At 57.7% G+C, this 14635-nt stretch carries 10 protein-coding genes; 7 read left to right on the top strand and 3 right to left on the bottom strand.

The window, feature by feature from the left end:
* The first annotated feature begins 29 nt into the window (after window positions 1–29).
* From COL8621_RS03805 to COL8621_RS03790, 4 genes are read left to right on the top strand one after another with little or no spacing between them, the layout of a single operon-like run.
* The gene (locus COL8621_RS03805; protein ID WP_093965982.1) at window positions 30–578 is read left to right on the top strand and encodes a TRAP transporter small permease; all 549 of its coding nucleotides are present in this window, start codon (window positions 30–32) and stop codon (window positions 576–578) included.
* Window positions 578–1894: a TRAP transporter large permease gene (locus COL8621_RS03800; protein WP_093965981.1), complete on the top strand. Its 1317-nt coding sequence runs from the start codon at window positions 578–580 to the stop codon at window positions 1892–1894. The genes COL8621_RS03805 and COL8621_RS03800 overlap by 1 nt, the downstream gene beginning before the upstream one ends.
* The gene (locus tag COL8621_RS03795; RefSeq protein ID WP_093965980.1) at window positions 1891–3132 is read left to right on the top strand and encodes a malonyl-CoA decarboxylase; all 1242 of its coding nucleotides are present in this window, start codon (window positions 1891–1893) and stop codon (window positions 3130–3132) included. Before COL8621_RS03800 ends, COL8621_RS03795 begins: the two co-directional genes overlap by 4 nt.
* 14 nt (window positions 3133–3146) lie before the next feature.
* Entirely contained in the window at window positions 3147–4658 is a 1512-nt protein-coding gene (locus tag COL8621_RS03790; protein WP_093965979.1) for a malonate--CoA ligase, read from the top strand.
* Here COL8621_RS03790 and COL8621_RS03785 read toward each other — a convergent pair.
* Window positions 4655–5623, bottom strand: a complete 969-nt coding sequence (locus COL8621_RS03785) for an NAD(P)-dependent alcohol dehydrogenase (protein WP_093965978.1) — start codon at window positions 5621–5623, stop codon at window positions 4655–4657. The two genes, COL8621_RS03790 and COL8621_RS03785, sit on opposite strands and share 4 nt — an antisense overlap.
* A gap of 92 nt (window positions 5624–5715) precedes the next feature.
* On the opposite strand from COL8621_RS03785, the gene COL8621_RS03780 reads away from it, so the two are divergent.
* The 3 genes from COL8621_RS03780 to COL8621_RS03770 all read left to right on the top strand — a co-directional run bounded on the left by COL8621_RS03780 (window position 5716) and on the right by COL8621_RS03770 (window position 10912).
* On the top strand, window positions 5716–6594 hold the full coding sequence (locus COL8621_RS03780; RefSeq protein ID WP_093965977.1) for a LysR family transcriptional regulator: 879 nt from the start codon (window positions 5716–5718) through the stop codon (window positions 6592–6594).
* 147 nt (window positions 6595–6741) lie between these two features.
* On the top strand, window positions 6742–7713 hold the full coding sequence (locus tag COL8621_RS03775) for an efflux RND transporter periplasmic adaptor subunit (protein WP_093965976.1): 972 nt from the start codon (window positions 6742–6744) through the stop codon (window positions 7711–7713).
* Window positions 7706–10912 carry an efflux RND transporter permease subunit gene (locus COL8621_RS03770; protein WP_093965975.1) on the top strand — a complete coding sequence of 1069 codons (3207 nt, stop codon included), beginning with the start codon at window positions 7706–7708 and terminating at the stop codon, window positions 10910–10912. Before COL8621_RS03775 ends, COL8621_RS03770 begins: the two co-directional genes overlap by 8 nt.
* A 317-nt stretch (window positions 10913–11229) precedes the next feature.
* Here COL8621_RS03770 and COL8621_RS03765 read toward each other — a convergent pair whose 3' ends face one another.
* Window positions 11230–11838, bottom strand: a complete 609-nt coding sequence (locus COL8621_RS03765; protein WP_141137825.1) for a hypothetical protein — start codon at window positions 11836–11838, stop codon at window positions 11230–11232.
* 35 nt (window positions 11839–11873) lie between these two features.
* Window positions 11874–14267, bottom strand: a complete 2394-nt coding sequence (locus tag COL8621_RS03760; protein WP_093965973.1) for a calcium-binding protein — start codon at window positions 14265–14267, stop codon at window positions 11874–11876.
* Window positions 14268–14635: the final 368 nt, after the last annotated feature.

The following is a 14635-nucleotide window of genomic DNA, read 5'->3' as shown; positions in this document are numbered from 1 at the left end:
GACCAAACGCTCTACCAAAGGAATACCAAATGGCGAGCCACAGCTCCGCCGCCGTCGCGCATGTGGGGAACAACCCCTTTCTGCGCGCCGTCGCCGCAATTTCGACAGTCGCTGGATGGTGCGCATCCGCAATGATCGTGATCGCCGTCGCGATTACATGTCAGATGATTTTTATCCGCTTTGTCCTGAATGGCTCCACCGTTTGGCAGACAGAGGCCGTGATCTATCTGGTGATCTCTGCCACGCTGATCGGGCTGTCCTATGTTCAACGCCTGCGCGGGCACGTGAATGTTGACCTGATCCCGCTGATGCTGAAACCACGTGCGCGTTACTACATGGCAATTTTCACGCTCAGCATGTCATCCCTGATCATCGCTGTGATGCTTTGGTACGGTTACGAATACTGGCATTTCGCGTGGGATCGCGGGTGGCGGTCTGACACCGTATGGGGCGTAAAGCTGTGGATTCCGTACCTTTCAATCCCCGTGGGCCTTGCCCTTTTGCTGCTGCAACTGATCGCTGACCTTGTTGCCGTCATTCTGAAAATTGACGCGCCCTTCGGGCTGGAGGACGTATAATGGACCCGCTTCTTCTTGGTGCCCTTGTGGCGATGGCCACGATCATCGTGCTGTTTTCCGGTGTCTCTGTGGCGATTGGTTTGCTGATCGTCTCTGCCGGGTTCCTGATGGTGTTTGACGGCATGCGTTCACTGGAGCTGATGCCCGAAATCCTGTTCGGAAAACTTGATAACTTTGCCCTTCTGTCGATCCCGATGTTCATCATCATGGGGTCCTCCATTTCCTCAACCCGTGCTGGCGCGGACCTTTACGAAGCGTTGGAGCGTTGGCTAACACGCGTTCCCGGTGGGCTGGTCATTTCAAACCTTGGGGCTTGCGCCCTGTTCGCTGCGATGTCGGGGTCCAGCCCGGCAACCTGTGCAGCGATTGGCAAAATGGGCATCCCGGAAATGCGCAAGCGTGGCTATCCTGATGGGGTTGCTGCCGGTTCCATCGCGGCGGGCGGTACCTTGGGTATTCTGATCCCCCCCTCTGTCACGATGATCGTCTATGGCATCGCGACCGAAACTTCGATCGGGCGGCTGTTCTTGGCGGGCGTCATTCCCGGCCTGCTGTTGGTGGTGCTGTTTATGATCTGGTCACTTTATTCGACATGGCGTTCGGGCGATACGGCGCTGTTGAATTCCGGCAGCTACACTTGGCGCGAAAAGTTTGAGATTTTGCCGCGCGTTCTACCCTTCCTCGCGATCATTCTGGGCGTGCTTTACGCCATGTACGGCGGCATCGCGACGCCATCGGAAACCGCGGCTGTGGGTGCCCTGCTGTGCCTGATTATCGCGATGGTCATCTACAAACTGTGGAACCCGCGTGACCTGTGGGCCGTCTTGCGCGACAGCACCAAAGAAAGCGTGATGATCCTGTTCATCATCGCGGCGGCCGGGGTGTTTTCCTACATGTTGTCCAGCCTGTTCATCACCCAATCCATTGCGGAATGGATCGGCACGCTGGATGTAAACCGTTGGTGGTTGATGATCGCCATCAACCTGTTTCTGCTGGTCGCTGGCTTCTTCTTGCCACCGGTTGCGGTGATCCTGATGGCAGCGCCAATCCTGCTGCCGATCATCACCTCGGCAGGGTTCGACCCGATCTGGTTCGCGGTTGTCCTGACCATCAACATGGAGATCGGCCTGATCTCTCCGCCGGTCGGGCTGAACCTGTATGTGATCAACGGTATCGCGCCTGACATTTCGCTGAAAACCATTCTGGCGGGTTCGCTTCCATTCGTGGCCTGCATGGTGTTGGCGATCGTCTTGCTGTGCCTGTTTCCGGGCCTGGCTACGTGGTTGCCCAACGCAGTTATGGGGGCAAGCATATGAGCGTACTGGCCGACCTTCTGTCGACCGTTTTCGACCGGCGCTATAAACGCGCTGAAAGCGGCGCGTGGGAACGGCGCTCTATCGAAGCGCTGTCCAGTGACCTGCTGGGCAGCAAAGGCGAAGTTTCTGGCGCGGCTCTGGCGCGTCAGATTCTGGACCGCTACGGCGCGATGGAGGACGACGAAAAGCTGGCATTTTTCGAGTATCTGTTCAGCCGCATGGGCATTGACCCTGAACAGGTTCGCGAAACCCTTTCGGCATATGAACAGCAGCCGTCCAAGCAAACCTATCGCGCGTTTATGGCCGCATCCGAACCCCAACGTCAGGAACTGGCACGCCGCCTGAACCAAGTGCCCGGCGCAACCGCCCAGTTGGTGGCAATGCGTCGCGATCTTTTGCGGTTCACCAAGGACCACCCAGAACTTGCAGCCGTTGATCTGGATTTCCGCCACCTGTTCGCATCGTGGTTCAATCGCGGCTTTCTTGTCCTGCGACCTGTCAGTTGGGAAACCCCGGCGCATTTGCTAGAAAAGATCATTGCCTATGAGGCCGTCCATGCCATTGAAAGCTGGGATGACCTAAGGGCGCGGCTGCGACCATCAGACCGGCGCTGTTTCGCGTTTTTCCACCCCTCAATGCCGAACGAGCCGCTGATCTTTGTCGAGGTGGCGCTGACCAAAGGCATCCCCGGCTCCATCCAATCGGTGCTGGCGGAAGAACGTGATGTAATCGCGGCCGATCAGGCGGACACCGCTGTGTTTTATTCCATCTCGAACTGTCAATCGGGGCTTGCGGGGATTTCTTTTGGCAACTCGCTTATCAAACAGGTGGTCGCCGATTTGTCGCGCGAGATGCCGGGGCTGAAGACCTTTGTCACCCTCTCTCCGATACCCGGATTGAAACGCTGGATGGCTGAAACAGGGCAACAAGCAGACAATGACACTGCCCTGCAAAAACTGGCCGCCCATTACCTTTTGAACGCCAAGCGCCCAGATGGCAGCCCCTATGACCCGGTCGCGCGGTTCCACCTTGGCAACGGCGCGCAGATCAAAGCGGTTCATGCGGGCGCTGATCTTTCCGAAAACGGAATGGCGCAGTCAGGCGGGGCGATGGTGAACTATCTTTACGACCTTCCCAAAATCTCGCAAAACCACGAACAATTTGCCGATGCTCAGAAAATCGCCGCCTCGACCGAGGTGCGTAACCTAAGCAAATCGGCTGTGAAATCAGACGCGTAAGGGCTTTTTTGACAATGGCAAATCCACTTTATGACACCCTGTTTGGTCGCCATGCTGGGCAGACCACGCCATTCCTGATTACGGCGGATGAAAAGACGATAACGCATGATGCGTTCCTGAAAATGGCCGCACGATTTGCGAATGTCCTTTCAGGGCTTGGCCTGACAGCGGGCGACCGCGTTGCCGTTCAGGTGGAAAAATCGGCAGGGTCATTGGCCATCTACGCCGCTTGCGCCCAAGCAGGTTTTGTTTTCTTGCCGCTGAACACCGCCTACACGGCGGATGAGGTCAGCTATTTCGTGGAAAACAGCGGCGCGCGCGTGTTTGTCTGCGACGGCGCAAAGCGCACGGCGTTAGAGCCGGTGGCAGCCGCCTGTAACGCGATGTTGGAAACGCTGAACGCCGATGGCTCCGGCACGCTAAGCGACAAGGCCGCGGGTCAGCCTGACGTGTTCGATACCGTCGAACGTTCGGCCGACGATCTGGCCGCGTTCCTTTACACCTCTGGCACCACGGGGCGATCCAAGGGGGCGATGCTGACGCAGGGCAACCTGTTGTCGAACGCAGAAACCCTGGTCGAACACTGGCGGTTCACCAAAGACGATGTGCTGCTGCACGCCCTGCCGATCTTCCACACGCATGGGCTTTTTGTGGCAACCAATGTCTGCCTGCACTGCGGTGCTGCGATGATCTTTTTGCCCAAGTTCGATCAGGATGCGATTGTGCATTTCATGCCGCGGGCGACAACGATGATGGGCGTGCCGACCTTCTATACCCGGCTGCTTAGCGATGCCCGGTTTACGCCCGAACTGACCCGCCACATGCGGCTGTTCGTATCTGGCAGCGCGCCTTTGCTGGCCGACACCCACGTTCAGTTCGAACAACGCACAGGCCACCGCATCCTTGAACGCTATGGTATGACCGAAACCAACATGAACACGTCCAACCCCTATGACGGCGAACGCCGCGCGGGGACGGTTGGCTTCCCACTGCCCGGTGTTGAGCTGAAGATCACCAACCCAGCCACCGGCGCGACCCTTCCGGACGGAGAGATCGGCCAAATCGAAGTGCGCGGCCCCAACGTCTTCAAAGGTTATTGGCAGATGCCCGAAAAAACGCGTGAAGAGCTGCGCGAGGATGGGTTCTTTATCACCGGCGATCTTGGCGTGATCGACCCTGATGGCTACGTCCAGATCGTGGGCCGCAACAAAGACCTGATCATTTCCGGCGGCTACAACATCTATCCCAAAGAGGTTGAGCTGGTGCTGGATGACCAACCCGGCATCCTTGAAAGCGCTGTGATCGGCGTGCCGCACCCCGACTTTGGTGAAACAGTCGTTGGCGTTGTCGTGCCGGAAACCGGCGCAACCCCTGATCTGGACGCCATCGCGGCCGCCATCAGCACGTCCCTTGCGCGTTTCAAACACCCGCGAAAGCTGGTGATCGCAGACGAGTTGCCGCGCAACACGATGGGCAAGGTCCAGAAAAACATCCTGCGCGACCAGTACAAAGACGCGTTTAGCTAAGGCACTGAAACGACAACGCTTCCCTTCCGGTGCCGCCCTTCGACATATCGATGGGCGGCTGGCACCTCATCCAACGGGAAGACCCGGTCGATGATTGGGGCAACTTGGCCCTGCGCTATCATCTGCTTCAACTCCTCAAGGTCAGCTTTGGTATCGCCGCTGACACCCACAAGCACCTTTTGCGCGCCAAATGCCCGCGTCCACACGGATTGGAACACCTCTCGCAGGCCAAAGTTCAGCGGGATGAACACCCCGTTCTTCGAAAGAACCCGCCTGCTGCGCCGAAAATTGGTGACCCCGACCGTATCAAGGATCACATCGAATTGCTGTTGGGATTGGGTGAAATCCTCGGTCGCATAATCGATGGCCTGACTGGCCCCCAGCGACTTGACCAGATCAATATTGGCGGCACTGCTTACCCCAGTCACCTGCGCACCAAGAACACGCGCGATCTGCGTTGCATAGGCCCCCACCCCGCCAGACGCGCCGATGATCAGAACCTTTTGCCCCTTTGTCACCTTCGCGAAGTCCCGCAAGAACACCAGCGCCGAAAGTGCGCCGAACGGCAGGGCCGCGGCTTGTTCAAACGTCAGATCTTTGGGCAAGGTTACGACCGCCCCATCTGCTGGCGCCACCACGTATTCAGCGTGGGACCCCATGTCGCTGACACCGAATACCTGATCTCCAACGGCGAAATTCGCAACGCCGCCACCGACGGCCGCGACCACGCCGGCGAAATCCCTGCCAAGCACTTTGACCTTGGGCTTAAAGACCCCAAACATCAAACGCCCGAAGATCGCGAAAATTCCGGGGAACGCCGCCGCCCTTATTCGCCAATCGGCCGTCGTCACCGATGTTGCGCGAACTTGAACCAAGACCTCTCCGTCTTTCGGGGTGGGCGTGCTAAGTTCTTTCACGGCCAGCACATCCGCTGGGCCGTAGTTTTCATATACAATCGCTTTCATGGTCTATGTCCTTTTCCAATTCAGCGGCGTGATACCCATGCGGGTTTATTAAATAAATTGACCAAAATCGCAGTATTGGTATGCATTTTAGCATGGATTGGCGTTCTGTTAAATTTGACTGGAACCGCGCGCGGGCTTTCCTTGTCACCGCCGAAGAGGGCTCGCTTTCCGCTGCCGCTCGTGCGCTTGGCGTTGCGCAACCGACCTTGGGCCGCCAAGTCAGCGCGCTGGAACAAGAACTGGGCGTGGTCCTGTTCGAACGGGTTGGGCGCGGGTTGCAGCTAACCCCAAGTGGGTTTGAACTGGTGGAACATGTGCGCGAAATGGGCGCGGCGGCGGCCAGTGTTTCGCTTACGGCTTCGGGGCAAGCGCAATCCATCGAAGGGTCGATCTGCATCACAGCAAGCGAGGTTTATTCCGCCTTCCTGTTGCCGCCCATCATCGCCAAACTTCGCCAAATCGCGCCCGGAATTGACGTAGAGGTCGTCGCCACCAACGACGTGCGCGACCTGCGCCGCCGCGAGGCTGACATCGCGCTCCGCAGCGCCCGCCCCACGCATCCTGACCTGATCGCGAAGAAGATCGTCGATGACGAGGCGCAGCTTTACGCGACGCCGCAATATATCCGCAAAATGGGCGATCCGTCCGACGCCGATTTCATTGGCTTTGATCAGAATGACGTTTTGATTAACGGTCTGAACGCGCACGGGCTAAACCTGACCCGCCGCAATTTCCCGGTAATCAGCGCCAATCATTTGGTCCAATGGGAAATGGTGAAACACGGCATCGGAATTGGCGTTGTCCCGACACATGTCGGTGACGCAGAACCGCTGGTGCAACGCGCCCTGCCCGACTTTCCATCAATCACATTCCCGATTTGGTTGATCGCCCATCGCGAACTGAAAACCAGCCGCCGCGTCCGCCTGGTCTTCGATCTATTGGACAAAGAACTGACCCGGCGCCTGCGTTAGCAACGCGGCCCAGCCTTGACGCATATCAAGGCCCCAGCCGATTTTTTTCCGCTAAATGCCCCAAAACGCCGCGCCAATTGCGCATCGAACACGCCTGTCACATCTGGTTCGTCAGAGGTGAAGGTATCCTTATGAAAGGAGCACGCCATGCTTCGCTGGGCCCTTGTCGCCACCCTTTTATCGCTGACTCCGCTGCACGCACAGGAACCGTTCGCCGCAGAACTGGTTCCGCTGACCGAATGGAAAGCGGTCTATGGCCGGATCGAAGCGCGTGACCGCATCCCCGCACGGGCGCGGCTGGGCGGCACCATGACGTCCTTAACCATAACCGAAGGCGCGCAGGTTGACGCCGGGCAGGTGCTGGCCGAGGTCATCGATGAAAAACTGGCCTTTCAACTGGCCGCGCTGGACGCGCAGCTTCAAGCGTTGAACTCGCAGCTGGAAAACGCGCAGACGGAACTGACGCGCGGCGAAGAGTTGCTTCAACGGGGCGTGACGACCGTTCAGCGGCTTGATGGGTTGCGCACGCAAGTGGACGTGATGACCAACCAGATCGAGTCTGTGCGCGCTGAACGCAGGGTGGTGGAACAACAAAGCGCCGAAGGTGCGGTGCTGGCCCCCATTGGCGGGCGCGTCCTTGATGTCCCGGTCGCGGCTGGCGCGGTGGTCATGCCGGGCGAGGTCATTGCCATGATCGGTGGCGGTGGCTTTTTCCTGCGGTTGGCCGTTCCTGAACGTCACGCAAGCACCCTTAGCGAAGGGGCGGTCATTCAGATCGAAGAAGGCGGCGCGTTGAAAGAAGGGCGTTTGGCGCGGGTTTACCCACAGATCGAAAACGGCCGCGTGATCGCCGATGTCGAAGTCGCGGGCCTGAGCGATGCGTTCGTAGACGCCCGCGTGCTGGTGCGTTTGCCCATCCGGGAACGCGACGCACTGCTTGTGCCAGCGTCCTACGTCACCACCCAATCGGGCCTTGATTTCATCTGGGTCGGCGCGGGCGAGGACGTGGCGCATCGCACTGTCCTGCTTGGTCAACACCATATGATCGACGGCGTGGACATGGTTGAAATTGTTGCTGGCGTAACGGCCGGCGAAAGCGTTGTGCAGCACCATGACTGATCCCAAGACCCCCACCCCGCTGGGAATTGCGGGCGGCTTGACCAAGGCGTTTGTATCGTCGGCGCTGACCCCACTGTTCATTTTGGCGGCTCTGGCCGTGGGTATGATCGCGCTGGTCTCCCTCCCTCGGGAAGAAGAGCCGCAGATATCGGTGCCCTTGGTTGATATTCACATTCAGGCCGCGGGCCTAAAGGCCGAAGATGCCGTGAAGTTGGTCACGGAACCGATGGAAACCATCGTCAAAGGCATCAATGGGGTGGAACATGTGTATTCCTCCACCCGCGATGATGCGGCGATGGTCACGGCACGGTTTGTCGTTGGCACACCCGCCGACACGGCCATCCTGCGCGTGCATGACAAGGTGCGCGCCAATCTTGACCGCATCCCCATCGGGATCCCCGAACCGCTGATTGTCGGGCGTGGGATCGACGATGTCGCGATTGTTTCGCTTACCTTTGCCGCCGAACATGAAAGCGGCGTTTCCGCCAACGATCTGACCCGCGTCGCACGTCAGGTCCGCGCCGAGGTCGCCAAGATCAACAATGTCGGGCTGACCTATCTGGTCGGCGAAGCACCCGAGGCTTTGCGCATCGCGCCTGACCCTGAAAAGCTGGCGTTGTTTGGTGTCACCTTGCAGCAGCTTGCCGGGAAAGTGGCCAATGCGAACCGCGCATTCAACACCGGAAAGTTGCGCGACGGGCGCGAACAGATCGACCTTGTCGCCGGTGAAACGCTGACGGCCCCCGCCGAAATCGCCAACCTTTTGCTGACCTCGCGCGATGAACGTGCGGTGTATGTGTCTGACGTGGCCGACATCGCGTTCATTGATGACACCAGCGATCATTTCGTCGCTAACGTCACCCGCGCCGCGGATGGAACGGTGCACCGCGCACCTGCCGTAACGCTTGCCGTCGCCAAACGCGCGGGCGCCAATGCCGTTCTTGTGGCCGAAGAAATTATTCACAAGGTCCACGCGTTAGAGGGCGACCTGATCCCCGAAACCATCCACGTTGAAATCACGCGTGACTATGGCGAAACCGCAGATGAAAAGGCGAACGAGCTGCTGTTCCACCTTGGTCTTGCGACGGTTTCCATCATCGGGCTTGTGCTGATCGCCATCGGCTGGCGCGAAAGCATCGTGGTGGCCATCGTGATCCCGGTCACGATTTTGCTGACCCTCTTTGCTGCGTGGATCATGGGTTACACCCTGAACCGGGTGTCCCTGTTCGCGCTGATTTTCTCCATCGGTATCTTGGTGGATGACGCGATTGTGGTCATCGAAAACATCGCGCGACACTGGGCGTTGGACCCAAAGAAAAGCCGCGTCGCCAGTGCGATTGAGGCCGTCGCCGAAGTGGGCAACCCCACCATCGTCGCGACCCTTACGGTTGTTGTTGCGCTGCTGCCGATGCTGTTCGTTTCGGGGCTTATGGGCCCGTATATGAGCCCGATCCCGGCCAACGCATCCGCCGCGATGATCTTTTCGTTCTTCGTGGCGGTGATCATCACACCTTGGCTGATGATCAAAATTGCGGGCCGTGCGCCGGTTAGTGACCATGCCCATGGCGATACACAGGGGGGCACCCTTGGGCGCATCTATTCCGCCGTCGCCCGCCCTTTATTGGCAAGCAAAGGCATCAGCCTTGTGTTCCTGCTGGTCACGGCCGTGCTTTCCTTTGGCTCTCTCACCTTGCTTTATACCAAGGACGTGACCGTCAAACTGCTGCCCTTCGACAACAAGTCAGAGCTTGCTGTGATCATCGACCTACCCGAAGGCGCACCGGTAGAGGCAACAGACGCCGTCGCGCAACAGGTTGCTCAGGTGGTGATGGACCTGCCAGAGGTCGTATCGGCCCAGACCCACGCGGGAACGGCCGCGCCGTTTAACTTCAACGGGCTTGTACGCCACTATTACCTGCGCAACGAACCGAATTTGGGTGAAGTTCAGATCAACCTGACACCCAAAACCCATCGCGACCGCCCCAGCCACGAAATCGCGTTGGAAATACGCACGCTTCTAGAACAGGTTGAAACACCCGTCGGCACGAACCTGAAAACGGTCGAACCGCCCCCCGGCCCCCCGGTTATCGCGACCCTTCTGGCCGAGGTTTACGGCCCCGACGCGGATACGCGCCGCGCCGCTGCCGCCAAAATCCGCGAGGCATTTGAGGGCGTGCCCTTCATCGTGGATGTGGATGACAGTTTCGGCACTCAACCACGCAGGCTGCGGGCCACCATCTCGACCGATGATCTGGAATTTTTCAGCGTTGAGGAAAGCGATGTGTTTGACACGCTGTCCCTTCTGAATGCCGGGCAAACAGTCGGCTATTCCCATCGCGGCGATGGGCGCAATCCAATCCCGATCACCGTGGAACGCGCGGATGGTGACAAGCTGTTGGACGAACGGTTCCTGTCCACCCCGATCCCGGCCAACGTGTTGCCGGGCGCGCGCGGCGTCGTTGAACTGGGCGATGTGATCCGTATTGAGGAAGAGCGCGCCTCGTTCCCGATATTCCGGCACAACGGGCGGGACGCTGAAATGGTGATGGCCGAACTTGCCGGCACATTCGAAGCACCGCTGTATGGCATGCTTGCCGTCGCTGATGCGCTTGATGCGATGGAATGGGAAGACGGCACAAAACCGACAATCCGCATGAACGGCCAGCCCGAGGATGAAAGCACCGTTACCCTGCTGTGGGACGGAGAGTGGGAGGTCACATGGATCACCTTCCGCGATATGGGCGCGGCTTTTGGCATTGCCTTGGTCGGCATCTATATTCTGGTCGTGGCCCAGTTCGGGTCGTTCAGATTGCCGCTGGTGGTGCTAACACCGGTGCCGCTGACCTTCCTTGGCATCATGTTCGGACACTGGCTGTGGGGCGCGCCGTTTTCGGCGACATCGATGATTGGGTTCATCGCGCTGGCCGGGATCATCGTGCGCAACTCTATCCTGTTGGTGGACTTCATCCGGCATGCGGACGAAACTGGTAAGTCAAAGGTCGATATTCTGATCGAGGCTGGCGCGATCCGGTTCAAACCGATCCTGCTGACCGCAATCGCCGCCATGATCGGCGCGGTCGTGATCTTAAGCGACCCGATCTTCCAAGGCTTGGCGATATCGCTTCTGTTCGGGCTGTTGTCATCGACGTTGCTGACGGTGCTTGTCATCCCGGCGATCTATCGGGTGTTCAAAACCTAAGCACGGGGGCCACCATGGCCCTCGGCACAGAACTAGTTATCGCTGTGATGGCGCGGAGCTTTTGCTCCGTGCCATCACGTATTTGGGGATGTCGGTTTGCGCCAAATGGAACCTGCACGCACACCAAAGGTGAGGAAAGGTTGCACCGACAATCAGCGGCTTGGCTCGGAGGGGATCGTTTGGGGCTGTGATGATGCGGGGCTTGAACCATTCCCCTTGTGCCACTTATCGGATGGCCCAACAGCGCGGGCTACCTCTAACGCAAAACGCCAGCGCTCAATTGAGCGCTGGCGTCATGTTCGAGAACAGTCTGAGTGTTATTTTTCGGCAGCAAACGTGCCGGTGAACAACACGCCCGCACCCACCGTTCCGTCAGCAAGACCCGCAACAGCGACCACATCGCCACCGCTGGCGATGAAATCACCCTCCAAGCCAATTGAGGTTGCGTGTGTGGACCCGCCGTTTGTCAGGTCACCCGCAATCGTGGTGGAGAGCTGTGGAACAGCACCTGGGGCCCCCGGCACAATGATGCCAGCCCCCGACAGCGTTCCCGCGTAAGCTCCATCCGTATCATGGAAGAAATTGGTTGCCGTGCTGGTGGCTGTTTCACTGGCGAAATCAGCGGCGATACTAAGCTCACCAACTAATCTGCCGCCGCTCGTCAGGTCACCGCCAACATACCCCGAATAGGTCGCATTCGCGGCGTTCATCACCTCAGTCTCGCTGGCAACCGTTACGCCGGCAAGAACGTCACCGTTTGCATCGGTATAAGTATCTTGCATTGCCACCGCAGCTGCATCGACAGTTGCGTAAGATGCAGGGGTCACACCGGTTGGCGGTGCCGCGGTCGGCGAAGAAGAACCGCCGCCGCATCCCGCAAGCGCCAGCGACGCAGCGCACATTGTAAGTGTTGCATAGTGTTTCATGGTTTTCTCTTTCAATTCAATATACTGCGACGCCATCAGGCGACCATAAGCCCGCTGTCGACGCTGAAGTCTTCTTCTGTAATGTCGGCAACATTGACCCCACGCAGGATCATCAAGTCTTCGCCAGCAGAGATCAGGACATCCTTTGTCCGATAAGCCGTGATTTCGACGTCAGCAAAGTCGATGCCATCAAGCTGGATCTGGTCAATGCCGTCTTCAAAGTCATAGACAAAGTCCAAGCCAGTGTTGGTCGCAAAGACAAACGTGTCCTCGCCCATCCCGCCGTACATCCGGTCAAGCCCTGCACCACCGTCCAGAACATCATTCCCAGCAAGACCATAGAGATAGTCATCACCTCCCAAGGCTGTGATGATGTCATCACCCACAGTGCCCTCAAGTGTCTCGGACGCGTTGGTGCCAACAATCAAGTTGGGTTCGACCGGCCCGGGATCCACGCCTGGCGATGGGTTGGAAACGATGAAGCTGTGAAGCAAGCTAAGCCCCTCGCCGGGGTCAACCTCTGTGCCGATACCCAGCTCAGCCGCGACGCCTGTCAAAGTCGCCACAAGCTGATCATCAACGTAGATGGTAAGATCATCGCCATCCACGCCTTGGGTAATCAGATCAAGTGCTTCCACGGTGTCGGCATCGAAATCAACGAGAGAGTCAAAGCCGATAAGGCCGATCTTGTCTTTCCCAACCTCGAAGTCCGTGATGACACTTTGCGTGATCACATCTGTGACCGAGGTGCCGTAGGACACAACGAACAAATCTGCACCGTCGCCGCCGGTGAATTCGTTGTTACCAACGCCAACCAGATAATCATCTTCGGCTGTACCGGTGATGGTGTCCCCTTCGTCGTGAATTGGGATTTCTTCGTAATCGACAAGTAGTTCCGCACTGTAGATCGTGGCCGGTTTGATATCGCCCTTGATGTAGAAGGCCACATCAAGATCGTCGGTCATGTTCAGGCCGTTCGCGGACACAGTCCCTGCGCCGTCCTGCCAGCCTGCGCTGATCGACAGCGGGGAAATCTCTGTTTCCCAGTCAAGCAGGTTGATGACAGTTTGGGTTTCTGCACCAACTTCGTACTTTTCTTCGCCCTGCGTCACAGGAAGCTCGTCACTTGGGTCGATCGGGATTGTAACGCTTGGCAGGTCTTGCCCGTATTTATCGGGCTGTAGGCGCCAGCGCGGACCGGTGATGTATTCGGTGCCGTCTTCGTTCAAGACCGGTTCGAAAGGTTCACGATCCATGGTGGTGTACCACGCATTCGTAAAGCCAAGCTCCAAGTCTTCGGAAATCGTACCGATCTCATCGGGGATCGTACCCGTTACAGCGTCCGCCAGCATCGTATCGCGCAGAATGGTTCCTGCTGGATACAGCGTGCCGTCACCCGCATAGTAATCATCGGTGCTGGCCCAAACAGTGCGGCCAATGTCGCCGTTATAGTTTTCGATCACTTCGTAGGTCGGCAATGTGCCGATCGCGGATTCGTTTTCCAGATCTTCGGGGCGAATCTGATCGTTCGGGTTGTTGGTGATCGTGTGGTGCACCACCAGTTCCGCCGACGTGATTTCATAAAGCGACTTGAGAGAGCTATATGGATCCAGTTCTTTCCACTCATCCGGCGTGTCGATATGCGTTTCGATGCGCACATCGTTCGGCCGCTTGACGGAGTTGCCCCAACGATAAAGCAGCTTACCGTCATCTTTCATCGTGACCGAATAATCCGAACTATACGCGATGTCGTATTCGATCGAGCTTTCGTTCGGGTTCAGCAAATCTTTGATGTCGATAACGCCATCTTGGTTGACGTCTGGCACGACGACAAGCTCGCCATCATACATCGCCGTTCCGTTCACCAGATCAGAAACATACTGCCCATCATAGGCTGGGTTTAAGCTTAGTAGGATCAGGTCATCATCCAGCGGATACAGCGCATCCGGGTCGCCGGGGAACTTTTGATCCGACAGCACGTGCTGCATCACAACGTAATGTTCGGTTGACGCCTTTACGGTGTTCCCACCCAACCCTGACAGCCATGTTCCCAGAACTGCAGGTGTCTTGAATGTGTCCGTCGGCGCGTCCGAGACGACAAGCCCCGCCTGTTGGCCAGCGATCAACAAATCGCCTGCCCAACCTTCGGCATAAATACCGTCGACCTCTTTTTCGACCGCACCCTCAAAGTCGGAAACGACAAAGCCGAATTCACTGTCGATCGGGTAAAGGGTGACCCCTTCTTTGGTTTCTTTGATCCCGCTTGCACCGCTGAAATCAATTACTCCGCCATCGGTGCCTTGGGTGGTGCCGCTGAACGTGCCGGTGATGTCAGCCGTGCTGAAAACGTGGGTCGCCGAAAAATCGGGATCCGTGTTCAGCGGCTGATCAAAGTCTTGCGTGTTATTAATGTCGATTGGTGTTGCCATTTACCTAGTCCTCCAAATGCGATCAGGATTGTGGGCAAAAAGTTCCTCACAATGCGGTTGCATTCATCATTCGTAATACGTTCGCGGCACACGGGGGTTGATCCGGATCAATTTCTTAAAATATTTCGAAAAAATGGATCCGCGCGCATTTGCACGCCCGGACACTGGGTCTGAGTAGGCGACAATTCGCGCCGAAAAACGCACATCTATGCGAACAGGCAGACCCGAATATACGTGATCAAATAGCAACGCTTCGGCCGCGCAAATCTTCAACAATATCACCTTGGGCAGGGTCAATTTTCTGGCTGACTTGCCAGACACACACGCCCACTGCGTCAACAGGTGCGGTATATGCCCCCTTGCTTTCG

It is taken from the genome of Actibacterium lipolyticum (genome assembly GCF_900184935.1).
GTDB classification, from domain to species: Bacteria; Pseudomonadota; Alphaproteobacteria; order Rhodobacterales; family Rhodobacteraceae; genus Actibacterium_A; species Actibacterium_A lipolyticum.
The sequence above is the reverse complement of the archived record's forward strand: the minus strand, read 5'-3'. Positions and strand labels throughout refer to the sequence as shown.

Bases quoted from the DNA above. Each gene is read 5' to 3' on its own strand.
- COL8621_RS03790 (WP_093965979.1), top strand. From the start codon at position 3,147: ATGGCAAATCCACTTTATGACACCCTGTTTGGTCGCCATGCTGGGCAG.
- COL8621_RS03770 (WP_093965975.1), top strand. From the start codon at position 7,706: ATGACTGATCCCAAGACCCCCACCCCGCTGGGAATTGCGGGCGGCTTG.
- COL8621_RS03765 (WP_141137825.1), bottom strand. From the start codon at position 11,838: ATGAAACACTATGCAACACTTACAATGTGCGCTGCGTCGCTGGCGCTT.
- COL8621_RS03785 (WP_093965978.1), bottom strand. From the start codon at position 5,623: ATGAAAGCGATTGTATATGAAAACTACGGCCCAGCGGATGTGCTGGCC.
- COL8621_RS03760 (WP_093965973.1), bottom strand. From the start codon at position 14,267: ATGGCAACACCAATCGACATTAATAACACGCAAGACTTTGATCAGCCG.
- COL8621_RS03795 (WP_093965980.1), top strand. From the start codon at position 1,891: ATGAGCGTACTGGCCGACCTTCTGTCGACCGTTTTCGACCGGCGCTAT.
- COL8621_RS03775 (WP_093965976.1), top strand. From the start codon at position 6,742: ATGCTTCGCTGGGCCCTTGTCGCCACCCTTTTATCGCTGACTCCGCTG.
- COL8621_RS03805 (WP_093965982.1), top strand. From the start codon at position 30: ATGGCGAGCCACAGCTCCGCCGCCGTCGCGCATGTGGGGAACAACCCC.
- COL8621_RS03800 (WP_093965981.1), top strand. From the start codon at position 578: ATGGACCCGCTTCTTCTTGGTGCCCTTGTGGCGATGGCCACGATCATC.
- COL8621_RS03780 (WP_093965977.1), top strand. From the start codon at position 5,716: ATGGATTGGCGTTCTGTTAAATTTGACTGGAACCGCGCGCGGGCTTTC.